20 protein-coding genes are annotated in these 21,960 nt (G+C 67.6%); 11 read left to right on the forward strand and 9 right to left on the reverse strand.

The window, feature by feature from the left end; genetic code table 11:
- Positions 1 to 2: 2 nt before the first annotated feature.
- A complete protein-coding gene (locus tag ACT3SZ_RS08060) occupies positions 3 to 1,460 on the reverse strand; it encodes a CitMHS family transporter (protein WP_444618020.1) in 1,458 nt (485 codons plus the stop codon).
- A gap of 157 nt (positions 1,461 to 1,617) precedes the next feature.
- Between ACT3SZ_RS08060 and ACT3SZ_RS08065 the strand changes: the two genes are divergently transcribed.
- Both ACT3SZ_RS08065 and ACT3SZ_RS08070 read left to right on the forward strand, forming a co-directional pair.
- The gene (locus ACT3SZ_RS08065; RefSeq protein WP_444618021.1) at positions 1,618 to 3,363 is read left to right on the forward strand and encodes an ATP-binding protein; all 1,746 of its coding nucleotides are present in this window, start codon (positions 1,618 to 1,620) and stop codon (positions 3,361 to 3,363) included.
- Positions 3,360 to 4,085 carry a response regulator gene (locus ACT3SZ_RS08070; protein ID WP_444618022.1) on the forward strand — a complete coding sequence of 242 codons (726 nt, stop codon included), beginning with the start codon at positions 3,360 to 3,362 and terminating at the stop codon, positions 4,083 to 4,085. Before ACT3SZ_RS08065 ends, ACT3SZ_RS08070 begins: the two co-directional genes overlap by 4 nt.
- Positions 4,086 to 4,113: 28 nt before the next feature.
- Here the strand turns inward: ACT3SZ_RS08070 and ACT3SZ_RS08075 are convergent, their stop codons facing one another.
- A complete protein-coding gene (locus ACT3SZ_RS08075) occupies positions 4,114 to 4,518 on the reverse strand; it encodes a YccF domain-containing protein (RefSeq protein ID WP_301443664.1) in 405 nt (134 codons plus the stop codon).
- Positions 4,519 to 4,679: 161 nt separating this feature from the next.
- Positions 4,680 to 6,044: an MFS transporter gene (locus ACT3SZ_RS08080; protein ID WP_444618023.1), complete on the reverse strand. Its 1,365-nt coding sequence runs from the start codon at positions 6,042 to 6,044 to the stop codon at positions 4,680 to 4,682.
- Between the two features lie 120 nt (positions 6,045 to 6,164).
- On the opposite strand from ACT3SZ_RS08080, the gene ACT3SZ_RS08085 reads away from it, so the two are divergent.
- Positions 6,165 to 6,893, forward strand: a complete 729-nt coding sequence (locus tag ACT3SZ_RS08085) for a hypothetical protein (protein WP_444618024.1) — start codon at positions 6,165 to 6,167, stop codon at positions 6,891 to 6,893.
- Here ACT3SZ_RS08085 and ACT3SZ_RS08090 read toward each other — a convergent pair.
- Positions 6,875 to 7,933 carry a bile acid:sodium symporter family protein gene (locus tag ACT3SZ_RS08090; protein ID WP_444618025.1) on the reverse strand — a complete coding sequence of 353 codons (1,059 nt, stop codon included), beginning with the start codon at positions 7,931 to 7,933 and terminating at the stop codon, positions 6,875 to 6,877. The two genes, ACT3SZ_RS08085 and ACT3SZ_RS08090, sit on opposite strands and share 19 nt — an antisense overlap.
- A 219-nt stretch (positions 7,934 to 8,152) precedes the next feature.
- On the opposite strand from ACT3SZ_RS08090, the gene ACT3SZ_RS08095 reads away from it, so the two are divergent.
- Positions 8,153 to 9,997, forward strand: coding sequence for an alkaline phosphatase D family protein (locus tag ACT3SZ_RS08095; RefSeq protein ID WP_444618026.1), 1,845 nt, complete (start codon positions 8,153 to 8,155; stop codon positions 9,995 to 9,997).
- Between the two features lie 9 nt (positions 9,998 to 10,006).
- On the forward strand, positions 10,007 to 10,753 hold the full coding sequence (locus ACT3SZ_RS08100) for a DNA alkylation repair protein (protein WP_444618027.1): 747 nt from the start codon (positions 10,007 to 10,009) through the stop codon (positions 10,751 to 10,753).
- A gap of 11 nt (positions 10,754 to 10,764) precedes the next feature.
- Here ACT3SZ_RS08100 and ACT3SZ_RS08105 read toward each other — a convergent pair whose 3' ends face one another.
- Entirely contained in the window at positions 10,765 to 12,378 is a 1,614-nt protein-coding gene (locus ACT3SZ_RS08105) for a PTS ascorbate transporter subunit IIC (protein WP_444618028.1), read from the reverse strand.
- A 39-nt stretch (positions 12,379 to 12,417) separates the two neighbouring features.
- The gene (locus ACT3SZ_RS08110; RefSeq protein WP_444618029.1) at positions 12,418 to 13,281 is read right to left on the reverse strand and encodes a PTS sugar transporter subunit IIA; all 864 of its coding nucleotides are present in this window, start codon (positions 13,279 to 13,281) and stop codon (positions 12,418 to 12,420) included.
- A gap of 181 nt (positions 13,282 to 13,462) precedes the next feature.
- Here ACT3SZ_RS08110 and ACT3SZ_RS08115 point away from each other — a divergent pair, with 181 nt between their 5' ends.
- The gene (locus ACT3SZ_RS08115) at positions 13,463 to 14,026 is read left to right on the forward strand and encodes a hypothetical protein (protein WP_444618030.1); all 564 of its coding nucleotides are present in this window, start codon (positions 13,463 to 13,465) and stop codon (positions 14,024 to 14,026) included.
- A 26-nt stretch (positions 14,027 to 14,052) separates the two neighbouring features.
- Positions 14,053 to 14,928, forward strand: a complete 876-nt coding sequence (locus tag ACT3SZ_RS08120; RefSeq protein ID WP_444618031.1) for a CoA transferase — start codon at positions 14,053 to 14,055, stop codon at positions 14,926 to 14,928.
- A gap of 20 nt (positions 14,929 to 14,948) precedes the next feature.
- Here ACT3SZ_RS08120 and ACT3SZ_RS08125 read toward each other — a convergent pair whose 3' ends face one another.
- Together ACT3SZ_RS08125 and ACT3SZ_RS08130 are read right to left on the reverse strand one after the other, a co-directional pair.
- On the reverse strand, positions 14,949 to 15,428 hold the full coding sequence (locus ACT3SZ_RS08125) for a GNAT family N-acetyltransferase (protein ID WP_444618032.1): 480 nt from the start codon (positions 15,426 to 15,428) through the stop codon (positions 14,949 to 14,951).
- An 86-nt stretch (positions 15,429 to 15,514) separates the two neighbouring features.
- Positions 15,515 to 15,802 carry a hypothetical protein gene (locus ACT3SZ_RS08130; RefSeq protein WP_444618033.1) on the reverse strand — a complete coding sequence of 96 codons (288 nt, stop codon included), beginning with the start codon at positions 15,800 to 15,802 and terminating at the stop codon, positions 15,515 to 15,517.
- 340 nt (positions 15,803 to 16,142) lie between these two features.
- Here ACT3SZ_RS08130 and ACT3SZ_RS08135 point away from each other — a divergent pair, with 340 nt between their 5' ends.
- Positions 16,143 to 16,949, forward strand: coding sequence for a hypothetical protein (locus ACT3SZ_RS08135; RefSeq protein WP_444618034.1), 807 nt, complete (start codon positions 16,143 to 16,145; stop codon positions 16,947 to 16,949).
- A 77-nt stretch (positions 16,950 to 17,026) separates the two neighbouring features.
- The gene (locus ACT3SZ_RS08140; protein WP_444618035.1) at positions 17,027 to 17,974 is read left to right on the forward strand and encodes a D-isomer specific 2-hydroxyacid dehydrogenase family protein; all 948 of its coding nucleotides are present in this window, start codon (positions 17,027 to 17,029) and stop codon (positions 17,972 to 17,974) included.
- An 8-nt stretch (positions 17,975 to 17,982) separates the two neighbouring features.
- Here the strand turns inward: ACT3SZ_RS08140 and ACT3SZ_RS08145 are convergent, their stop codons facing one another.
- Complete coding sequence (locus ACT3SZ_RS08145) at positions 17,983 to 18,591, reverse strand: DUF1990 domain-containing protein (protein ID WP_444618036.1); 609 nt, start codon at positions 18,589 to 18,591, stop codon at positions 17,983 to 17,985.
- Between the two features lie 127 nt (positions 18,592 to 18,718).
- On the opposite strand from ACT3SZ_RS08145, the gene ACT3SZ_RS08150 reads away from it, so the two are divergent.
- Positions 18,719 to 19,564: a hypothetical protein gene (locus ACT3SZ_RS08150; protein WP_444618037.1), complete on the forward strand. Its 846-nt coding sequence runs from the start codon at positions 18,719 to 18,721 to the stop codon at positions 19,562 to 19,564.
- Positions 19,565 to 20,014: 450 nt separating this feature from the next.
- Positions 20,015 to 21,862: a BCCT family transporter gene (locus ACT3SZ_RS08155; protein WP_444618038.1), complete on the forward strand. Its 1,848-nt coding sequence runs from the start codon at positions 20,015 to 20,017 to the stop codon at positions 21,860 to 21,862.
- Positions 21,863 to 21,960 lie beyond the last annotated feature (98 nt).

Raw genomic sequence — 21,960 nt, forward strand, 5'->3', positions numbered from 1 at the left:
GCCTAACCCACGTGGAGGGGGATCGGCCCGATCAGGATGCCGACGGCCAGCATGACCAGGGAGACCACGACCGCCCGCCACAGCACCTTGCGGTGGTGGGCGCCGAGGTCGACGTTGGCCAGCGAGACCAGCAGCAGGATCGCGGGGACCAGAGGGGACTGCATGTGCACCGGCTGGCCGGTGATGGACGCCTGGGCCATCTGCACCGGCTCGATGCCGAAGTGGGCGGCGCTCTCGGAGAGCACGGGCAGAATGCCGAAGTAGAAGGCGTCGTTGGACATGAAGAACGTCATCGGCATCGACAGCAGGCCGGTGATGGGGGCGAGGTAACCGCCGAGGGAGTCGGGGATGATCCCGGTGATCCACTCGGCCATGGCGGTGACCATGTCCGTGCCGTCCAGCACGCCGACGAGCACGCCGGCGGCGAGCACCATGCCGACCACGGCCACGATGGAGCTGGAGTGGGCCACGATCTCGTTGGCCTGGTCCTTCAGGCGGGGGAAGTTGACGGTCAGGGCGATCGCCGCGCCGACCATGAACACATAGGCCAGGGGGAAGAGATCGGCGACGAGCAGCACCATGACGACCACGGTGAGTGCGAGGTTGAACCACAGCAGCGTCGGACGCAGCGAGGCCCGGTTCGGGTCGAGCATCGTGTCCGCCATCGAGGTCTGCTGGTGGACCGGCGGGACGTCGCCGGCACCGCCTGCGGCGGCTGCGACGTCCGCATCAGTGGATTCGTTGCGCGGGGTCATCCCGGTGAGGTGGGAGGTCTCCAGGCGTCCCAGCCGCTTACGCTCGGCGAGGCCCATGAGCCAGGCGAAGACGAAGCAGATCACCAGTCCGGCGGCCAGCGACGGCAGCATGGGGACGAAGACCTCGGAGGGCTCCACGCCCAGCGCTGCGGCGGCGCGCACGGTGGGCCCGCCCCAGGGCACGATGTTCATCGTGCCGTTGACCAGGCCGGCCACACAGGTCAGGATGACCGGGCTCATGCCCAGTCGCAGGTACAGCGGGAGCATGGCGGAGGTGGTGATGATGTAGGTCGTGGAGCCGTCGCCGTCGAGGGAGACGACGCCGGCGAGCACGGCGGTGCCGAAGACGATCTTCGCCGGGTCATTGCCCAGGATCCGGGTGATCCAGGTGATCAGCGGGTCGAAGAGTCCGACGTTGATCATGATGCCGAAGTACATGATGGCGAACATGAGCAGCGCGGCGGTCGGTGCCATGTCCTTGACGGCGTCGATGACCATGTCGCCGATGCCGAGGCCGGCGCCGCCGATGAGGCCGAAGACGGTCGGCACCAGGATCAGTGCGAGCATCGGTGTCATCCGACTGGTCATGATCAGGGCCATGAACGTGAGGATCATCAGGAAGCCGAGTGCGACGAGGATCCCGTCGGACGGTGTGTGGCTCAGGTTGTAGTCTTCTGCGAGGAGCAGGGTGTCTGCGGTGGTCATCGCATCTCCTTCGGGTGTGTCTGACCGGACAGTCGAAGATTAAAGTGATGCAGGCCACCTGACGATCCTTGTGTGCGTTAGATCTCCTTGAGTGCAAACATTGACTTGTGTGCATTTTGTTCATCGATGCCGTCGTGGGTGAAGTAAACTCCACGACGTGCGTTTCTCCACGAAAGTTCTGCTGCTGCAGCTCGCGACGGTGGTCGCCGTCGTCGCCGTGTGCTCGGGGATCTTCACCTGGATTTCGGTGGAGCGGCTGAAGTCGCAGGCGATGGACTCGGCCGTGTCGATCGCCCGGTCCGTGGCGGAGGATCCCCAGGTGCGCGCCGCGGTGGCGGACGTGGCGGACCTGGCGGACACGGAGTCGGACACGGACCCTGCCGCTCTCGTAAACCTCGCCGCCGGAATAGAGGCGCGGACCGGAGCCCTGTTCGTGGTGGTCACCGACGCCGACGGTATCCGGCTGGCACACCCGGACCCTGAGCGGATCGGGGAGCGGGTCAGCACTGACCATGAGGCCGCCTTGCGCGGCGAGGAGGTCACGGCCTGGGAGACCGGCACGCTCGGGCAGTCCGCCCGGGCCAAGGTCCCGGTGTACGCGCCGGACGACTCGGCGCGGGAGGTCGCCGACAGTGAGCCCGTCGGCGAGGTCAGCGTCGGGTTCCGGCGGGCGAGTGTTTTCGACGATCTGCCCCTTGTTCTGGTCGGGGTGGCCGCGGCTGGGGCGGCGGCTCTGGCCATTGGGGCGCTCGCCAGTGTGCTGATGCGTCGTCGTTGGGAGCGGCTGACGCTCGGGGTGCAGCCCGAGGAGCTGGTGGCGCTGGTCCGCCACCAGTCCGCGGTGCTCGACGGGGTGGACGACGGCGTGCTGTCGGTGACCCCGGATGGTGCGGTCGAGGTGTGCAATGAGGTCGCTGCGCGGCTGCTCGGCGCGGATGGACTTGGCACGGGCCCGGGTACCGACACCACGGTCTCTTTGGCTGACCTGGGCCTGCCCGCCTGGGTCGTCCGCGAGCTCACCGGGGACGAAACGACCGGTGCCCGGCAAGGCGCGCGTCCAGCATCGCTGGACAACGTGGTTGTCGGCGACCGCGTCCTCTACATAGATTCTCACCCGGTGACCAGGGCGGGACGTCACCTCGGCACCGTGGTGGTGGTCCGTGATCGCACGGACCTCGCCGCGCTGACGCGCAGGCTGGGCACCGTGCAGGCGATGGGCTCCACGCTGCGGGTGCAGCGCCACGAGTTCGCCAACCGGATCCACGCCGCCTCCGGGCTCCTGGATGCCGGACGCATCGACGACGCTCGGGCGTTCCTGCAGGACATGGCCGAGCGCGGCCCGGTGGATTTCCCGCTGCAGGGCGCGGAACTGCTTGATGAACCGTTCCTGCAGTCCTTCCTCGGCGGCAAGTCGATGGAGGCCGGTGAACGTGGTGTGGGCTTGCGGGTCGGGGAGGACACGCTGGTCCTCGGCCAGATCGGCGGTGCTGGCAGTGCTGGCGCAGTCGAGGACGTGGCCACGGTCCTGGGGAACCTCGTGGACAATGCCGTGGCGGCCGCCCTGCGTACTGAATCGGCGGACGGAGAGAGGTGGGTGGAGGTCACTGCGATGCAGGACGACCTGGCGCTCACCCTCATGGTGGCGGACTCCGGACCTGGACTGGACGCAGTCGATCCCGGCAACACCGAGAGCCCTGCCGCTGAACCTGTGCCTGACCCGATCCACGGCCACGGGATCGGGCTTGCCTTGTCGCGCGAGATGCTGCGCCGGCGCGGCGGCGAACTCTGGGTCATCGACCGCGGCGGCACGCGTCCAGGTCACGGGGCAGTATTCGGCGTCCGGCTACCCGGTGTATTCGGCGCAACTGACGGTTCAACCACTTCAGACGAGGAGACACGATGACGCACCACCAGGACGCCCGCTCGACCGCACGCACACCGCGCAACCTGCGTGTGCTTGTCGTCGACGATGATTTCCGGGTCGCCTCGATCCACGCCGACATCGTCGCCTCGGTACCGGGTTTCGAGGTCCAGGCGACGGTCGGTACCTGCGCGGAGGCCAGGGCCGTATTGGAGGGACGGGACGCGAACGTCGTGCCGGGGCTCGTCCCGGACCTCGTGCTCGCCGACGTCTACCTGCCCGACGGGGACGGTATCGAGCTGGTGCGTACGGCACGCGTCGACGCCTTCGTATTGTCCGCGGCCGTCGAGGCGTCCACCGTGCGGCGGGCCTTTACCGCCGGGGTGCATGCCTACCTGGTGAAACCCTTCAACCGAAGGGAGCTCGTGGAGCGCCTGGAGCGCTACATCAGGTTCCGCCGGGTCACCGGGACACCTCATCCATTGCGGCAGGAGGAGATCGACCGGGCGATGGCGGTGATGCACGCGACGACGCAGCCGGCCACCGCGGCCGGAAGTTCCACCGAGGATCTCGTCCTCGAGGCGTTGGGCTCCGGTGAGCACTCCGCGACGCAGGTGGCCGAGGTCGCCGGGGTGTCCCGTGCGACCGCGCAGCGCAGGCTGTCGGCACTGGCGGGGCGGGGAGTCGTCACCGTGCGGCTGCGGTATGGAAGTTCAGGACGCCCCGAGCACCTGTATTCGCGGTCCTCGGGGCGGGGGTGGTGAGAGCGCCGGGTCATCCGGCACTGGGAGTTTAGGCGTTGGGCTCGGGGATCATCCGCGCCGAGGAGTCCTCGACGATCGCCTTGCCGAAGGGGAAGCAGGTGACCGGAATCATCTTCAGGTTCGCCCAGGCCAGCGGCAGTCCGATGATGGTGATGGCCTGCAGGGCGGCGGTGGCGATGTGCCCGAGGGCGAGCCACAGGCCGGCGACGAGGAACCAGATGACGTTCATCAGCCCGGAGCCGAAACCGGCGGTGGACTTGGTGACTACGGTGCGGCCGAAGGGCCACAGGGCGTAGCTGGCCATCCGGAATGAGGCGACGCCGGCGGGGATGGTGATGATGAAGACGCAGGCGATCAGGCCGAAGAGGATATAGCCGAGGAACAGCCAGATTCCGCCGGTGACCAGCCAGAGAATGTTGAGGACGAACCGCAGGATTGTCATGGCCCCCATGCTAGCGGCATCGGCGTGCAGCCGGGGGTGGGTGAGCCGTCGGCAGCAAGGCCATCCGGGATGTCACGGGATGTCACCTGAGTCATGCCCCAGGTCGAGAATCGGCCATTTTTGTTCCTGGGGCATGACTCAGGTGACATCGCCTAGCGCCGCGGCAACGTCCACGCCGCCACCAGCAGGACCACGGCCGCCACGACGACCCCGTAGAACACCCCGGTCGTGGCATCGACCACCGAGCCGCCGCCGGAGTAGACCGCATTCGATACCGTGCCGTACACGGCCACGGCCACGGCGCTGCCCGCCGAGCGGGCGAACATGGTCAGACCGGTGACCTCGGCACGCTCAGACCAGCCGACCGAGGACTGTGCGGCCACCACGTTCGGTGCGGCGGTGAAGCCCATGCCTGCGCCCATCACCAGGGCGACAGCGACGATGAGCCAGATGTTCTGCTGGCCGACCACCAGGAGCAGCAGGACGGTACCGACCATCACGATCGAGGTGCCCAGGGTGATCGAGGCGCGGAAGCCGTGGGGGACGTAGATGCGTCCGGCGTTGGCACTGGCCAGCGGCCAGGCGATGGTCAACGCGGCGACGGCGATGCCCGCGGCGACGGGAGTGGCCCCGGCGGCACGTTCCAGGTAGGTGGGCACGAAGCTGGTCAGCCCGAGCACGATGGCCCCGATGGCCGCGGAGATCACCACGGCGTGCACGATCAGGCGCCGCGACAGCAGGTGCAGGTTCACCACGGGTTCGGCGGCGCGGCGTTCCACCAGCACGAACACCGCCAGGACCATAACCCCGCCGAGGAAACAGACCAGGGAGGCGGTGGAGGTCCAGGCCCAGGCTTCGCCACCTTCCAGCAGACCCAAGAGCAGCATGGTGAGCCCAAGAGTAAGGAGCAGGGCACCTTCGACGTCGATGCGGTGGCGGGTGCGCTCCACCTTCTCGTGGAAGTTGCGCCAGACCATCACCGCGGCGAGCAGGCCCAGCGGGATGTTGATCACGAAGATCCAACGCCAGGACACGTACTGGGAGAACAACCCGCCGAGCAGCGGCCCGAGCATCGAAGAGATGGCCCACACGCTGGCCAGGTAGCCCTGCACCTTGGCGCGTTCACGCACGGAGTAGATGTCGCCGGCGATGGTCTGGCCCATCGGCTGGACCGCGCCGGCACCGATGCCCTGGATGATGCGGCAGAGGATGAGCACGGTCATCGAGGGCGCGGCGACGGCGAGGGCGGAGCCGAGGACGAAGACGCCGATGCCGGTGAGGATCACCGGTTTGCGTCCATAGGTATCGGCGAGTTTCGAGAAGACCGGCACGGTGACGGCCTGGGCGAGCAGGTACCCGGAGAACAGCCACGGGTAGCGGGAGAATTCGCCGAGGTCGTCGACGATGCTGGGCACGGCGGTGGCCAGCACGGTGGCATCGACGGCCATGAGGGCGGAGGACAGCATGATCGCGACGAGGATGGGGCCGCGGCGGTCCCGGAACACTGACAAGGCCATTTCACCAATGATAACTACCAGCATCGTGTGGGATGCCGGGAAGGTGTACGTTCTCTGGCGCTTCACTGGACCGGTGTGGCACGGTGGGGGTGACACTACTGTGAACTACAGATACTGGAGATGAGTCCTGTGCGTAATGTGACTGGAACTCGACGAGGCAAGACCCTGCCCGCGGCAGGGCTCGCCGTGGCGGCTGCCGCAGGCCTCTTCCTTGCTGCCTGCGATAACGACGGTGCCGGTGTCGAGGAGGCACAGGGCGGATCCGTGAGTGCTGACCCGGCCGACGCTGCGCTCTCGGGTGACATGCCCAGCGAGCAGGACGCCGGGGACGCCGGGGACGCCGCAGCGGGCGACGCCCCTGAACCGACGCCGGGCTCGGCGTCCACGGATGGCTCGGCAGGTACCGACGGCGCTGACGGTGCCCCGGCACCCGACCCCGTGCCGTCCTCCGGCGATGGGCAGGCGGGCACCCAGCAGAGCCGTCTTGAGCTGGCCGACTACACCGTCCCGCTCAACGGGCAGGACTCGATGGTCTGCATGTTCCGCGATAGCCAGGAGGCCGATGGCTTCGATTGGGGTTGCCAGGCGGAGAATTTCCACGCCGGTTGGCAGGCCACCCGCGGCGGCGACGCCAACGGTGTGGCCTACCGCGTCGGCGGCGACCCGGTGCTCTACGGGTTGCTCGGCAATGCGGCGAGCCCCTCCCAGGCCGGTGCCCTCGACGACGGGAGCGTCACCGAGATCGGCAACCGCTTCGTGGTGGATACCACGCAGCCGGACGCGGCGCTGATCACCACCGATGGCGTTACTGCGCGCGTCACCGCCGACTCCTACGAGATCGTCGGCTGAGTTTCCGTCGCTGAAGCGTCGGACGTTGCGTCGGACGCTTCGTCTGCCGCAGCATCACGCTCGCCGGGCAGCGGGCGACGCCGTACGAGTGCGGCGTAGATGGCACCGGTGATGTTGTGCAGCACCGCGGCCACGGCGCCGGGTAGGGCGGCTTCGGGGGAGAAGAAACGTCCGGCCATGCCGGAGGCCAGTCCAGCGGACTGGGTGCCGATCTCGATCGCCATGGTGCGGTTGACCGGCTCAGGCAGGCGGAAGAGTCGTCCGGTGAGGTATCCCAGCAGGTAGCCGCAGAGGTTGTGCAGCAGCACTGCGGCGAAGACGATCAGCCCGACCTGGGCCAGGCGTTCGGCGTTATTGGCCACCGCGGGGAAGACCACGCCGCCGATGCCGAGGATCGACAGCCACGGCAGCACGGGGGCGACCTTGTCGACCCACCGATTGAGCACGGTGCGGATCAGCAGGCCACCGACGACGGGCAGCAGCACGGTCTGCACCAGGGTCAGCGCCATGCCGGCCCCGTCGACCTCGGTGCGGGTGTCGGCGAGCAGCAGCATCAATGCCGGGGTCAGGATGGGGGAGACCAGGGTGGACACACTGGTCATGGCCACGGAGACGGCGACGTCGCCCTTGGCCAGATAGGCGATCACATTGGAGGCGGTGCCGCCGGGCACCGAGCCGAGCATCAGCAGGCCCACGGCCAGCGCCGGGTTGAGGCCGAGTAGTTTCGCCACGCCGATGGCCAGCAGCGGCATGATCACGAACTGGGCGATCACGCCGACGATCACCGGGGTGGGGCGGGTGGCGATGATCTTGAAGTCGGGGATTGTCAGCGTCAGCCCCATGGTGAACATGATGACCATGAGGAAGAGGTTGATGTGGTCGGTCAGGGGAATAAATACGGCCGGGGCGAGGAAGGCGGCGAGTGTGCCGGCGAGGATGAACACCGGGAAGGCCGTGACGGCGATGGCCGCGGAGCGGTCCTCCTTGTGTTTGGCCTCAGGGGTGGGTGCAGCGGCGGAGCTTCTGTCGTGATTCGTCATGCTTCACGAATGTATCGGTAGCAGAACGATTATCCTAAAATGTGACGCCAAGCGTCCCAAACTGTGAGAATATTTTTGGTGGGAGTCACGTTAACCGGGGATGAACACTGCGACAACAGTCCCCGACAACCCTCATCTCGCCCGGCGGCACCACCCCGGGGCGGATACCGTGATCTCCCGTCGAGGCAGCCGGTGGACGGCCGGTGCCGATGCGAGAAGATGGAGAATACGACTGTGCCGATCAGGCCGCTGGGAATCAGGACGCCGGGAAACAAAACACTGCCGGACGCTACGGCACCCGGAGGTGTCTCCCGCCGCCGCTTCCTCACCGGGGCGGTCGTCGCCGGTGCCGGGCTCACCGTCGCCGGCCAGGCGCAGGCGCAGGACGCTCAGGGCACCGCGCAGGACGCTGCAGCGTCCGGTGCGTCCGGCGCTTTCCTGCATTCCGTCGCCTCCGGCGACCCCTGGCCGGACAGTGTGGTGATCTGGACCCGGGTGACCCCCACCCCGGAAGCCACGCCCGGGTCCGGGGCGGGCGAGCCGACGACGGTGCGCTGGGAGGTCGCCACGGACTCCAGTTTTGGTGCGTCGATTGTCGCCTCTGGCGAGCAGGTCACCGACGCTGCGGTGGACCATACCGTGAAGGTCAACGTCACCGGCCTGACCCCGGCGACCACCCTGTACTACCGCTTTACCGTGCTCGACGGACCGGCCACGGGGGAGACCTCGCGGGTGGGACGCACCCGCACCTCACCGGCGCTGGAGGCAGATCCCGGCAATGTGCGCTTCGGGGTGTGCTCCTGCTCGAACTACGAGGCCGGATACTTCCGCGCCTACCGCGAACTCGCCGACCGTGACGACGTGGAGTTCATCCTCCACCTCGGCGACTACACCTACGAGTACGACTCCGGCGAGTACGGCGCGGCCTACGGTGAGATCGTGCGCATCGTGGAACCTGCGCAGCGTACCCGCACCCTCACCGGGTACCGCATTCGCCAGGGTCATTACCACCGCGACCGCGACCTGGCCGACTTGCACGCCGCCAAGCCGATGATCTGCATCTGGGACGACCACGAGTTCTTCGACAACGCTTGGCGCGACGGTGCCACCGGCGACTCCGAGTACGGCGGCCCGGCAGAATATGCCGAGGTGCGCCGCGCGGCCACTCAGGCCTACTACGAGTGGATGCCGGTGCGCGCCGGGAAGGGTTTCAACACCGGGGAAGACCGTCACCTCTACCGCCACCTGCGCTACGGACGGCTGTTCGAACTGATCCTGCCGGACCTGCGCACCTACCGTGACCTGCAGGGGCCGCTGAATACGGTGAACGACTCCTCGCGCACGATGATGGGAACCGACCAGTTCGGCTGGTTCGGCGACGTGCTGACCACCTCCTCGACGACCTGGCAGTTGATCGGCAACTCGGTGATGTTCGCACCGATGACCCTGCCGAATACGCTCGACCCGCGGGTGCACGACTGGCTCGTCGATCAGGTTGGCGTGCCGCCGGACGGGGTGGCGCTCAACACCGACCAATGGGACGGCTACATGGTCGAGCGTCAGCACATCATCGACCTCATCGCCGCGCGCCGGGCGAAGGGGTCGCAGCCGGGGCTCAACGTCGTCTTTCTCACCGGCGACATTCACTCCTCGTGGGCGGCGGATATCCCGGCGTCGGCGGGGGACTACCGGTTGCGTCGCGATACGGATGTCGTCGCCGCGGAGTTCATCGTCCCCTCTGTCACCGCGGGCAGCGCCTACGACGCCATCGTGCCGTCCCCGGTTGCCGCACCGGCGGTGAAGGAGGCGTTGCGCCTGGGCGAGGACATTCTGACCACGGTGGATCACTGGTACAAGTACGTGGACCTGAGCCGCCACGGCATGATGGTCGTGGACGTGGACTCCACCCGCACCCAGGTCGACTGGTACCACGGCGATGTGCTCCACGCTGCCTCCCCGGTGGAATACACGACCAGCTGGCAGACCACGGTCGGCGACCCTGGCGCGACGCCGGCGGGAGGGGAGCTGGACCGCGCAGCTGCGGTGTACGGCCCCGCTCAATAGGATGGCCGCATGAGTGAGACAAACGACAGTCAGGCGGCAGCCGCCGATACCGCCGTTGCCGATGTACGCGAGGCGCTGGACGCACTGGCAGACCCCGGTGTGTTGGCGGTCAACGAGCGACACGGTGATGACCATGCGGTGAACCTCACCAAGTTGCGCGCGGTGGCGAAGGAGGCCGGGACCGGGCGCAAGCCGCCGGTGAAGCATGAGCTGGCGCTGGACCTGTGGGCGACCGAGGATTCGGCCTGCCGGCTGGCGGCGACGCTGCTGCTGCGTCCGAAATCCCTGGACGCCGACACCCTGGACTCAATGCTGCGACAGGCGGGCACCCCGAAGGTACACACCTGGTTGCTGAGCTACGTGGTGAAGAAGAGTGCGCACGTCGACGAGCTGCGCGAGCGTTGGTTTGAGGACGCCGACCCCACCATTGCCTCTGCCGGTTGGGCGCTGACCACCGAGAAGGTGGCCGCCTGGGACCCCGTGACAGAGGAACAGGCCGAGCAGGCCGGCGAAATCACCGGCCTGCTCGACCTGATCGAGTCCACCATGGCAGACAGTCCGGACACCTTGCAGTGGTCGCAGAACGAGTGTCTGGCGCAGATCGGCATCAACCACCCGGACTTCCGGGAGCGTGCCGTGGACATCGGTGAGCGCCTTGGGGTACTGAAGGACTATCCGACGCCGAAGAACTGCACGTCACCCTATGCGCCGGCGTGGATCGCGGAGATGGTGTCCCGCCAGGAAGCGGGAAACTAAACTCCCCGCCCTTACTCCGCCGGCGGCGCCGGCGGGGTGGGAGCGCCCTTGGGCGGGGCGATGCGGGAGTAGGCCGCGGTCGCGCCGGACGCACCGGCCGAGGCGTCCTGCATGGCGCCGGCGGCGCCGGCACCCGCAGCGTCCCCTGCATTCTCTTCGGCACCCTCGCCGATCCAGGAGCCCGCGGAACGGCCCGGGGCGGCGTCCCAATTGCCGTCGACGAGCTTCTTCTGCACGACCAGGGCGGCGGCGAAGACCGCCACGGCCACGGCCACGATGACCACCAGGCCCCACACCCCGGCCGGGGCGTTGCCGATGAGCAGGCCGAACCAGCCGAAGTCGGCGTCGCCGAAGGTGGTGTTCTCGCCCGACATATCGCCGAGCACGTTGATCAGGAACGCCGGCAGGATCGTGATGATCACACCGTTGACGAACGCGCCGAGCACCGCGCCGCGGCGTCCACCGGTGGCGTTGCCGTACACGCCGGCGGCACCGCCGGTGAAGAAGTGCGGCACCAGGCCCGGCAGGATCAGTGCGGCGCCGAAGGCCGGGTTCAGCCACGTCGACAGAATCACCAGGGCGACCAGGCCGCCGGAGAAACTGGAGATGAAGCCGATGAGCACGGCGTTCTGCGCGTAGGGGAACACGATCGGGGCGTCGAGCGCGGGGATCGCACCCGGGACGACCTTGGCGGCGATGCCCTGGAAGGCGGGCACGAGCTCGCCGAGGATGGTGCGCACACCGAAGAGGATCACGGCCACGGCCACACCGAACTGCAGACCCTGGGTCACCGCCTGCATCAGGTAGTTGCCCAGGTCCGTGGCCACGGAGTCCTCACCGAAGGCGGCGAAGGCCTCGTCCTGCCCGGCACGCACCACGTAGAGGATCGCCAGGACCAGGTACATCAGCACCATCGACAGGGCGGTGGCGACCATGGAGTCGCGCAGGAACCGCAGGCCCTCGGGGACCTTCAGGTCCTCGGAGGACTTCGACGCCTTGGCGCCCTTGCCGCCGACGGCCTTGCCCACCGCACCGGCGGCGATGTAGCCGGCGGTGCCGAAGTGGCCGATGGCCACCGAGTCATCGCCGGTGACCTTGCGGGTCCAGGGGTGCGCCAGGGCGGGGAGGGCGACCATCAGCACGCCGAGCAGCACCGCGCCCAGGCCCACGACGATCCAGTCGGCGTAGTCCGCGGTGACCAGGATGATGGTGATCATCGTGGCCATGAACAGCACGTGGTGGCCGGTCAGGAAGACGTAGCGCAGCGGCGTGAAGCGCGCGAACAGCAGGCTGACCACGTAGCCGAGGATCATCAGCCAGGCGACCTGGGAGCCGAACTCCTCCTGGGCGATGCCGGCGATGGCCTCGTTGGTGGGCACCACACCGTGCATGCCGGTGGCGCCTTCGATCATCACGCCGAGCGGGTCGAGAGAGTTGGTGACCAGCGTGGCGCCGGCACCGATGAGCAGGAAGCCGAGGATCGCCTTGATCGCGCCGCCGGCGACCTGCCCGGCACTGCGGCGCATGGCGATCAGGCCGATGGCGGTGAAGATACCGATGAGGAACGCCGGGACGGCGAGGATCTCGTTGACGATGAACGTTGGAATGGCGAGCAACCAGTCCATGGGGATTCTCCTTTTGAGGGGGTTCTTGCAGGGCCGTTCTTACAGGGCGTAGAGCGCGCGGAGCGCGGAGTCGATCTCGCGGGGGCTGGTGAAGTTCTCCACGACCCAGACCGGGATCCCGGGGTCGCCGAGGGTCTTGGCGATCTCACCGGAGGTGAGGATCAGGTCGGCGTCTTTCGCCTTGCCCTTCGCCGAGATGGTGTCGGTGGCCTCCACGGAGACCAGCGCGTCCCAGCCCCAGCGTTTGAGGACGTCCTCGGTGGTGTTCTTCAAAAACAGGCTGGTGCCCAGCCCGTTGCCGCACACGGTGAGGATGTGGTTGCGCGAGTTTCCGCCGGGGTAGCGCTCCCCGTCGGGAATCGAGTAGGACGCACCGGCGGCGGTGCCGGCCGCGGCGGTGCTATCGGCTGCGGCGGTGCCTGCCGCGGCGCTGCCGGCGTCCGACGCGGGCGCGTCGCGTCCGTCGAGGATGGCGAGGATCTCCTCGGGGCTCTGTGCGGCGTCCAGTTTCGCCCGGGTGGACTTGCGTCCGACGACCTTGGCCAGTTGCGCCATGGCGCTGGTGTGGGTGGTGGCGTCGGTGGCGGCCAGGGCGACGACGAGGGTGACCGGGTCGTTTTTCTCGTGGCCGAACTCCACGGGCTCGGCCAGGCGCACCCAGCTCATCGCCGTCTCGTGCACGGCCTCGCTGGGGCGGGCGTGGGCGAAGGCGAAGCCGGGGGCGACGACGATGTAGGGGCCGTTGTCGATCACCGAGTCGATCATTGCGGTCGTATAGGCGGCGTCGATCGAGCCGGTGGATTCCAGGAGTTCCCCGGAGTGCGCGACGGCTGTCTTCCAGTCGGCGGCAGTCACATCCAGGTCGATCCTGCTTTGTGACAGGAGGGAGGTGAGAGTGCTCATGAGGTTCATCCTAACGGTGATCTGAGTAGGTAAGGAACCTAGGTAAACGTTGCCCGTGTCGTCGCCTCGGGGCCGGTGTTCGAACAACAAGGCAGTGTGCGACCCGGCGGAAGTTTCCATGTCCGTGGCGTGTCGTAGTCTCAGGGGGGAACGCACCGCAGCAGGAGGAGAGGCACACACCATGGAACGCGAACCGGGCTACTCGGCGCAGAATCCCTACCAAGGGCAGGGGTACGGGCAGGGACACGGGCAGAGTCAGGGACGAGACTCCACGGTCCCGCCGGAACTGCGGGCCTACGTGGGCCGCGGCACCCTGGATCCGCGGGCGAGGCTGTCGAAGTACCGGCCGACGCTGGTCAAGCACGCCGCCGCCTGGACCGGTGTGGTGCTGGGGATCGTCATGCTGAGCTCGATCTTCACCTCGGTGTCCGGGGCATCCGGGGAGATCGTCAGCGAGATCCTGATGAGCGTCGGTCTGGCCATCATGACCATCGCCCCTGGGGTGTACTGGCTGCTGTGCAACCGGCGGGACGCGCGGACGGTGAAGCAGTGGTTGCAGACGAACCAGGACTACCGGGTCAACTGGCAGATGTTGGCCAGCGATGAGCGCGCCGTTTTCGCCCGTCCGGAGGAGCTCCCGGTGCTCCCGCAGCGGCACTGGAAGTCCGTGTGGTTGGTGATCCTCGCCGGGTTCCTCGTGGCGATGGTCGGCGGCATGCTTAATCCCGAATCCACCACCGCCTGAGGTTCACCCCACGTAGCATCACCGCCATGAAGGTCAGTACAGACGCCAGCACCGATGAACTACTCGCCGGGGTCAGTGTGGTCTCACTGGCGGTGAATCTGCCCGGTCCCGTCGCAGCGCACCGCCTACGAGGTTTGGGCGCGGCGGTGACGAAGGTCGAGCCACCTTCCGGTGACCCGCTGGCGCTGGCCGCCCCGGAGTACTACGCGCACCTCGCCGAGGGCCAAGACGTGGTGGGCCTCGACCTGAAGTCCGCCGCCGGTACAGAGCGGCTGCACGCGCTTCTTGAGGACGCTGACCTGCTGGTCACCTCGCACCGTCCGCGGGCGCTGGCGGCGTTGGGGCTGGACTGGGAGCAGCTGCACGCTCGTCATCCCCACCTGAGTCAGGTGGCGATCACCGGTAGTGCGGGGGAGGCGGCAGATACTCCGGGCCATGATCTGACCTATCAGGCGGCGGCGGGCACGATCGCCCGGCATGACAACGTGCCAGTGATGCCGACGCTGCCGGTAGCGGATCTGGGTGGGGCCGAACGGGCGGTCGCAGACGGCATCGCCGCGGTACTCCGGGCGCAACGCACCGGGCAGGGGCGCCACGTCGAGGTCGCGCTGTCCGGGGTCGTCGACGACTTCGCCGCGTCCACACGATTCGGGCTCTCCGGGCCGGGGAAGATCCTGGGCGGCGGCTACCCGCTCTACGGGATCTACCCGGCCAGCGATGGTTTTGTGGCCGTGGCGGCGATCGAACCGCATTTCGCCACGGCACTGGCAGCACTGATGGGGGAGGAGTCGGCATTCGAGGTGACCGCGGAGAAGCTCCGGACGTTCTTCGCCGCCGGCTCTGTTGAGCATTGGGCGGCGTGGGCCGCGGAACACGACCTGCCGGTAGCCCCGCTGCGCTGAGCAGGGACTAGCGGTCGGGACTATCGGCGCAGCGGCAGGCGGAAGGCGGCGCGCGGTGCGACGTCCAGCCCAGCGTCCTGCTCTGCGGCACGTACGGCACGCAGATCGGGGCCGAGATTGGCGGCGTCGAGGGGGAGGAAACCGAGGCCGCGATAGAGCGGGCCGTTCCACGGCACGTCGAGGAAACTGGTCAGGCACACCCCGGCAAAACCTCTGTCCTGAGCATGTTTTACCGCCAGTGAGATGAGGCGGGTGCCGAGGCGTCGTCCCCGGCACGACGGATCCACCGAAACCTGTTCAATCAGCAGGTCGCCGTCGGCCAGCCCCACCCACAGCCAGGCGACGAGATCCGAGTCGCCGGCACCGCTACTGTGACCGTCTATGACGAGCACGCGGTGGGCGTCCACTGCGGCGGTCAGTTCGGAGCAGGACGGCGGGTCGTCGTCGGCGACCATGTCGAGCCCCACGTCACGGAAAGGCTCGCCGGCACGTCGTTCCAATGCACGTATGGCGGCGACGTCCTGCCTGCCCGCCAGTCGTGCGGGGGCCGGGACGTCACCGCCGGTGAAGGAGCAGTCGCAGACGCCTATGAGACGGGGGAGGACTGAGCGCCGGGAGCGTAGGGCTCGGTGTCTCCCACGGTCTCCGGCTCACCGTCGGAACCGTAGACCGTCGCACCCTCGGAGGGCTCCTCGCTGCTGGAGGCCGAGGAACTCGTCGGAACGCCGGCACCCTCGTAGCCGCTGTCCGGGGTGACCTCGGTCGAGGGGGCGGTTCGTTCGCTGTCGTTCTCGCTCGGCGGCTGGCAGGCGGTCGCCCCCAGCGCCAGAACGGCGGCAGCGAGTAGGGCGGTGGTCCGGCGGGTGCGGGTCATCTCATCTCTCCTGAGTGAGTCAGCTGTGGATCAGCGGAAGGTAGTCACGTCCTCCCGTGGAGTACTCGTCTAAGAGCATAGTTGGTCGGACCTGCGCATCGGTACACGGGCAACCCTGGGGTACATCCGAAAGGCGGGACCGGCACTTTTCCGTGGGCACCCCGTGAACACCGGGGGCAACCCACGTGCTGACCGGTCTGGCCTTTGGTGCCAGTGTCGGCGCATCGGCGCGGTACCCTGTGAGCCTGGACAAGGGCCAGTGGTGATGACTGTGCCCTTGACGAATCCGCGAGGAACCCACGAGGAGCCCGCGAGGACCCCACGAGGAAAGGACACGGCCATGAGCTCGAACGATCGCTCGAACGGTCGCCGGGATATGCCGGACGACGGTGAGTTCCAGGGGGACGAGACCCCGACAACAGCATGGAACTCCGCCGGCCGGTCCCCGCAGGATGTCCCGGCGGACGAGAATCCGACCACCGTCTGGAACGGTGGCAATGGCGCACAGCCTCCCCAGTACCGCTACGGCAACGAGGACGAGACGCAGGTCATCCGCCCCGGTCAGCCGAATGGGCAGCCGAATGGGCAGTATGACCAGCAGGGCTATGGCCAGCAGGGGTACGACCAGCAGCCGTACGGTCAGCCGGGCTACAACGGCGATGGGTACGCACAGCAGTCCTATGCACAGCAGCCCTATGCACAACAGCCTTACGACCAGCAGCAGTATGGCGAGCCGCAGTTCGGTGCGGCGCAGCCTGGCGGCAACGGTGGTAACGGCGGCCCCGGCGGAGGAGGCGGCCGGAAGCGTGGCGGCAAGTTGGCCGTGATCGTGCTGATCGTCGCCGCACTGGTCGCTATCGTGCTGGCGCTGGTGACGTTCGTCTTCAACCGCAGCGGCAACGAGACGCCCGCCCCGGCGTCCACCACGCAGTCGACCCCCGTGCAGAGCCCGGAGGACACCCCGGAGGACGACGGGAACACCAGCGACGAGCCGTCGTCACCTGGCTTCCAGTTGCCCAGCGACATCGAGATCCCCACCGACCTCGAGGACCTGCCCAGCAACCTGCCGGAGATGCCGAGTCTGGATCCGGACATCCTCGATCAGCTCAACGACACCCTGGACCAGTTCCGCGACGAGCTGCCCTGACCAGTTGCCCTGAGTAACTGGGCGGACCACCCCCGCGCCTGGGCACGGCACCGGGGGTGGCAGGTATGAATTGTTGCATGAGCCGACAAGCATCACCCCTGAACATTTTCACCTCCACCTTTCCTCTGCCGCAGACCCGCGCGGCGCTCGAGGACGCTGGCGCGGTGATGGTCGACGACCTCGCCGAGGCCGACGCCTTCATCTGCCACGGTGTGGCCCCCACCGATTTCCCCACGCTGCCCGACCGGGTCAAGTGGGTGCAGCTGTGCCAGGCCGGTATCGAGGGCTTCTTCAAGCAGGACGTCATCAACGCCGGTGAGCAGGGCGACCGCCGCTGGACGAACGCTTCGGGGGTGTACGGACGCCAGGTCGCCGAGAGCGCGATGGCGCTGCTGCTGTCGGTCACCCACATGCACAAGAAGATCGCCCGCGCGGCCAGCTGGTCGGTGTGGCGCGAGGTCGACGACAACACCCGGTGGCTGCACGGCACCACCGTGACGATCGTCGGTGCCGGCGGCATCGGCCGGCACCTCATCGAGATGCTCGCCCCGTTCGGGGCGTCCGTCATCGCCGTCAACCGCACCGGGCATCCGGTGGAGGGAGCGGAGCGCACACTGCCGATCGAGCAGGTCGCCGAGGCCGTCGCGGCCGCCGATCACACCGTCGTCGCCGTGCCGCTGACGGACGCCACCAAGGGCCTGTTCGACGCTGACCTGTTTGCGTCCTTCCGCCCCGGGGCGACCGTGATCAACGTTGCGCGTGGGCCGGTCGTCGTCACCGACGATCTCGTCGCGGCCCTGGAGTCCGGCCAGCTCGGCGGGGCGGGACTCGATGTCACCGACCCCGAGCCGCTGCCGGACGGTCACCCGCTGTGGGAGATGGACAATGTGACCATCACGACGCACTCGGCGAATACCCGCGCCTCGATGGATGCCCAGCTCGCCGGGCCCACCGTTGAGAACTACCGCGCCTTCCTCGCCGGGGAGCGCATGCCCACCGAGATCGAGCCCGCGAAGGGCTACTAGAGGGGACGCTAGGGGCGCTGCGCGGCGATGCCGCGCACGTAGGCGCCCGCCATGCGCGCCTGCACGCGGCGTCCGATAGGCCCGCCCACCCTGGTCAGCAGACTGCCTGGTCGGGAGAACGCGCTGACGGTGGCGGTGACGGTGCCATCGGCGTGCAGGGTCACGGTGAAGGCCTCCTCGCCGCACTCCACGTGCCCCGGCAGTGTGCCGTAGATCAGTGCGTCCGGCCCGGCGGTCAGGACAAGACACGGGGAGTCGAGCGGAGTGAGCAGCCCGCGCCCGGGGGTCACGGTGACGACATCCCCGACCGCCATCGGCGCGGTATCGTCCAGCGGCGTGTCGGCGCGGTGCAGCGGAGCGCCGGCCAGGCGGTGCGCGCGCCCGCTCATCAGGTTGCCGAGCGCGCGGGCGTGATCGTCCTCGCCGTGACCGATGACCCGGCTGGTGCTCAGACAGTGGAACCCCTGATGCTCCAGTCGCTCGGCGACCCCGGTGTGACCGTCGAGGTCGTGCACCGAGGCCGCGAGTCCTCGAAACTCGCCGGGGTAGGTGAGGTCCCGCTCGGACACCGGGTGCCGGGGTGCGCGGGGAGGGGAGGACGGGAGGCGCAGTCGCATTCCCCCGAGGCTACCGACATGGCTGGCTCCCGTGCCCCGGTACTTTCGCGCCAGAGAGCATATTTTGCCGACACCGGCTACAATGCCCCACGTACATCCTCCCTGCCACAGCGAAGGAACACCCAGCATGCCCAGAAAAACCGTGACAGCCGGGAACGCCGGTACCCGTTCGAACCGTGTCCGGGGCCGTGTCCCGAGCCTCTTCTCGGGGCGAAAGGCGGGACGCGTCCTGTCGGCAGGTGCCATGGCGGTCGCGCTGGTGACCGGCGGGACCGCCGTCGTGGCTCCCGCGGTGGCCGGCGCGCAGACCTCCACCCACGCCGGTGCTGGCATCGTGCTCACCCTGGGCAATGGTTCCGAGGCGCTGTGCACCCTGAACTCCGTCGTCGAGAAGGACGGCACGTTCTACGGTGTGACCGCCGGGCACTGCCTCAGCGAGGCCGAGATCGGCTCGCCGGTGGTGAAGGTCTCCACCGACTCCGGGCAGCTGCTCGCCGACGCCGAGGACATCGCCGCCGGTGGAGTGGAGCTCGGCGGCGAGGCCAACCCCTTCGACCCCTACGCCGGGCTCGACGACGTGGGTTGGTTCCGCCTCGACGAGTCGGTCACCCCGAACGACGGGCAGGTCTCCAGCGTCGCGCACACCGGCATTCCGGTGCTCGACGACGTGCTGCGTGGCCACAGCCAGCCCCTCGGCGATCCGGTCCCGGTGACGCAGAACCTCGTCGGCTCCATCGTCTGCAAGGACGGCACGATGTCCGGGCGTACCTGCGGGCCGGTCCTGGCGGTGAATACCGATACCCAGGAGATCACCGCCCTGATCCCGGCGATCAGTGGCGACTCCGGTAGTCCGCTGCACGTCGCCGGTGCCGACGGTAAGCGCCACATCGTCGGTGCCCTGTCCAATGGCACCCCGGTGCTGTTCAACACCTTCGACGGGACCCGTGAGCACCTCCCGGCTGTCGGGGCGTGACCTTTTCGTTGCCGTTCTCCCGAATTTTCCGGAGTCACCTCTGAAGGACGCTCCAGTGGGCTGTCAGGAAACTCCAAGATTGCGATCGTAGTGTCGAAGACATCGCCACCACAGATGGCGAGGTGATATCCAGAATTGCCGTCGCGAAAGGACTCCGTATTCGGTAGCTGAGCATTCTCCTCTTGAAACGTCAGCAGATGACCCCCGGTTCGTCAGGAGCCGGGGGTCATCTGTGTCTGCGTGTGTCTGTGTGCACGCCCGGTGTTTTGGGGTCCTATGTACACTCGAACGTCACGTTGTCCACACGACCTCAACCATTCGGGAACAGCGGTGCCCTGATCGGCCGGTGTCCCCGGAGGAACCGGAATTCATGTGACTTCCCCGACCGACAGTTCAGCGACCGACAGCTCACCTGCCAGTCAGTCGACACGCGGAGCGTCAGGGGAGGGGGTGGATGAAAGCAGTGGTACCAGGCGCGGTCCGGACCCGCTGATCCTGTGGGTCTCGGCCGGGTTCATCGTCGTATTCGTCGCGGTATGCGTGATCTTCGGCGACAGCGCCCGCGATAACTTCGCGGTGGTCTCCAACTGGCTGATGACGAACCTCAACTGGCTCTACATCGGCGGGGTGACCATCGTGCTGCTCTTCCTCATCGCCGTGGCGTTCAGCCACTTCGGGCGCATGCGCCTGGGCCCCGACGGGCAGAAACCGGAGTACTCGCTAAAGAGCTGGTTCGCGATGCTCTTCGCCGGTGGTCTCGGCAGCGTCCTGATGTTCTGGGGTGTGGCCGAGCCGATCAACCACGCGGTGAACGTGCCCATGCAGGACGCCGAACCGATGTCCCATGAGGCCGTGAACGAGGCCATGGGCTTCACGATGTACCACTTCGGCATCCACATGTGGGTGATCTTCGCCCTGCCCGGACTGGCGCTCGGTTACTTTATCTACAAGCGCAATCTGCCCCCGCGGGTGTCCTCGGTGTTCGCCCCGATCCTCGGCGGGGCGATCTATGCCTGGCCCGGCAAGCTCATCGATGCCCTGGCCATCATCGGTACCGTCTTCGGCATCGCCGTCTCCCTGGGCCTGGGCACGTTGCAGATCGAGTCCGGCCTGGGCACCGTCTTCGGGATCGAGGGCTCCACCCTGTTGCTGGTAGGCATCATCGTGGTCATCGTCGGCGCAGCCTGCTTCTCGGTGGCCGCGGGCCTGGACAAGGGCATCAAGAACCTGTCGAATATCAACATCGTGATGGCCGTGGTGCTGCTCGTCTTCGTACTCATCGCCGGGCCCACGCTGCTGTTGCTGCGCGGCACCATGGACACCGCCTCGCTCTACGCCGAGTGGCTGCCGAGGCTGATGTTCTGGTCGGACGCCGACCAGATCACCCGCGAGGGTTGGCAGGGTACCTGGACGGTCTTCTACTGGGCGTGGACGATCTGCTGGTCGCCGTTCATCGGCATGTTCGTCGCCCGGATCTCCAAGGGCAGGACGGTCCGGGAGTTCGTCGGCGGCGTGCTGGTGCTGCCCGCGCTGTTCATCCTGATCTGGTTCGCCGTGTTCGGCTACGCCGGCCTGAACGCCGAGCGCACGAACCCGGGGAGCCTGTCGGGGCCGGTCGTCGAGAACGGCGACGCGGCGTCCTCCCTGTTCATCCTTCTGGAGACCATGCCGTGGAGCACCTTGGTCAGCGGCTTCGCCCTGGTGGTCGTGGCGATCTTCTTCGTCACCTCCATCGACTCCTCGGCGTTGGTGACCGATATGTTCGCCGTGGGGGAGGAGAACGTGACCCCGACCTACCAGCGGGTGCTGTGGGCGGTGTCGATCGGTGCGGTGGCCGCGGCGATCTTGGTCATGTCGCCGGACGCCGGGATCGAGGCGTTACAAGAGGTCTCGATCATCATCGGGCTCCCGTTCTTCCTGATGTTCTTCGTGATGATGTACTCGCTGCTCAAGGGCATGAACAATGACTTCCACGCCCGCCCGGAGCCGGTGACCCGCCAGTGGGACAAGACCGACTCGCCGGAGGCGCTGGAGGAGAACGAGAGCAAGCCGGCACCCGGCTACGACGATGACGGCGAGGAACTGCCCCGGGCGTCCTACGACGCCGACGGCAACTTCATCATCCCCGGCAGCTTGATCGTGGCCGGTGATGTCGGCGTGGTCGGCGGCATCGGCGATGCCGATCCCGGGGACTACGACGTTCTCGGGGAGACGCAGGACGCGCAGGACGCTCCGGACGCTCAGGACGCTTCGGACGGTGCCGACGGTGCCGACAGTTCAGGCGGGCGCCCCGGGTGACGCCGGTCGCGGTTCGCCGCCGACCGTGAGCCGGGTTACACTATCTAGGCATAACCATATAGGCAAGTGCAGGAACGACAGCTCTTTTGAGCATGAAG

Source organism: Corynebacterium sp. AOP40-9SA-29 (assembly GCF_052377405.1).
Classification (GTDB): domain Bacteria; phylum Actinomycetota; class Actinomycetes; order Mycobacteriales; family Mycobacteriaceae; genus Corynebacterium.

Bases quoted from the DNA above. Each gene is read 5' to 3' on its own strand.
- ACT3SZ_RS08060 (WP_444618020.1), bottom strand. From the start codon at position 1,460: ATGACCACCGCAGACACCCTGCTCCTCGCAGAAGACTACAACCTGAGC.
- ACT3SZ_RS08070 (WP_444618022.1), top strand. From the start codon at position 3,360: ATGACGCACCACCAGGACGCCCGCTCGACCGCACGCACACCGCGCAAC.
- ACT3SZ_RS08080 (WP_444618023.1), bottom strand. From the start codon at position 6,044: ATGGCCTTGTCAGTGTTCCGGGACCGCCGCGGCCCCATCCTCGTCGCG.
- ACT3SZ_RS08085 (WP_444618024.1), top strand. From the start codon at position 6,165: ATGAGTCCTGTGCGTAATGTGACTGGAACTCGACGAGGCAAGACCCTG.
- ACT3SZ_RS08090 (WP_444618025.1), bottom strand. From the start codon at position 7,933: ATGACGAATCACGACAGAAGCTCCGCCGCTGCACCCACCCCTGAGGCC.
- ACT3SZ_RS08095 (WP_444618026.1), top strand. From the start codon at position 8,153: ATGGAGAATACGACTGTGCCGATCAGGCCGCTGGGAATCAGGACGCCG.
- ACT3SZ_RS08100 (WP_444618027.1), top strand. From the start codon at position 10,007: ATGAGTGAGACAAACGACAGTCAGGCGGCAGCCGCCGATACCGCCGTT.
- ACT3SZ_RS08105 (WP_444618028.1), bottom strand. From the start codon at position 12,378: ATGGACTGGTTGCTCGCCATTCCAACGTTCATCGTCAACGAGATCCTC.
- ACT3SZ_RS08110 (WP_444618029.1), bottom strand. From the start codon at position 13,281: ATGAGCACTCTCACCTCCCTCCTGTCACAAAGCAGGATCGACCTGGAT.
- ACT3SZ_RS08115 (WP_444618030.1), top strand. From the start codon at position 13,463: ATGGAACGCGAACCGGGCTACTCGGCGCAGAATCCCTACCAAGGGCAG.
- ACT3SZ_RS08120 (WP_444618031.1), top strand. From the start codon at position 14,053: ATGAAGGTCAGTACAGACGCCAGCACCGATGAACTACTCGCCGGGGTC.
- ACT3SZ_RS08130 (WP_444618033.1), bottom strand. From the start codon at position 15,802: ATGACCCGCACCCGCCGGACCACCGCCCTACTCGCTGCCGCCGTTCTG.
- ACT3SZ_RS08135 (WP_444618034.1), top strand. From the start codon at position 16,143: ATGAGCTCGAACGATCGCTCGAACGGTCGCCGGGATATGCCGGACGAC.
- ACT3SZ_RS08140 (WP_444618035.1), top strand. From the start codon at position 17,027: ATGAGCCGACAAGCATCACCCCTGAACATTTTCACCTCCACCTTTCCT.
- ACT3SZ_RS08145 (WP_444618036.1), bottom strand. From the start codon at position 18,591: ATGCGACTGCGCCTCCCGTCCTCCCCTCCCCGCGCACCCCGGCACCCG.
- ACT3SZ_RS08150 (WP_444618037.1), top strand. From the start codon at position 18,719: ATGCCCAGAAAAACCGTGACAGCCGGGAACGCCGGTACCCGTTCGAAC.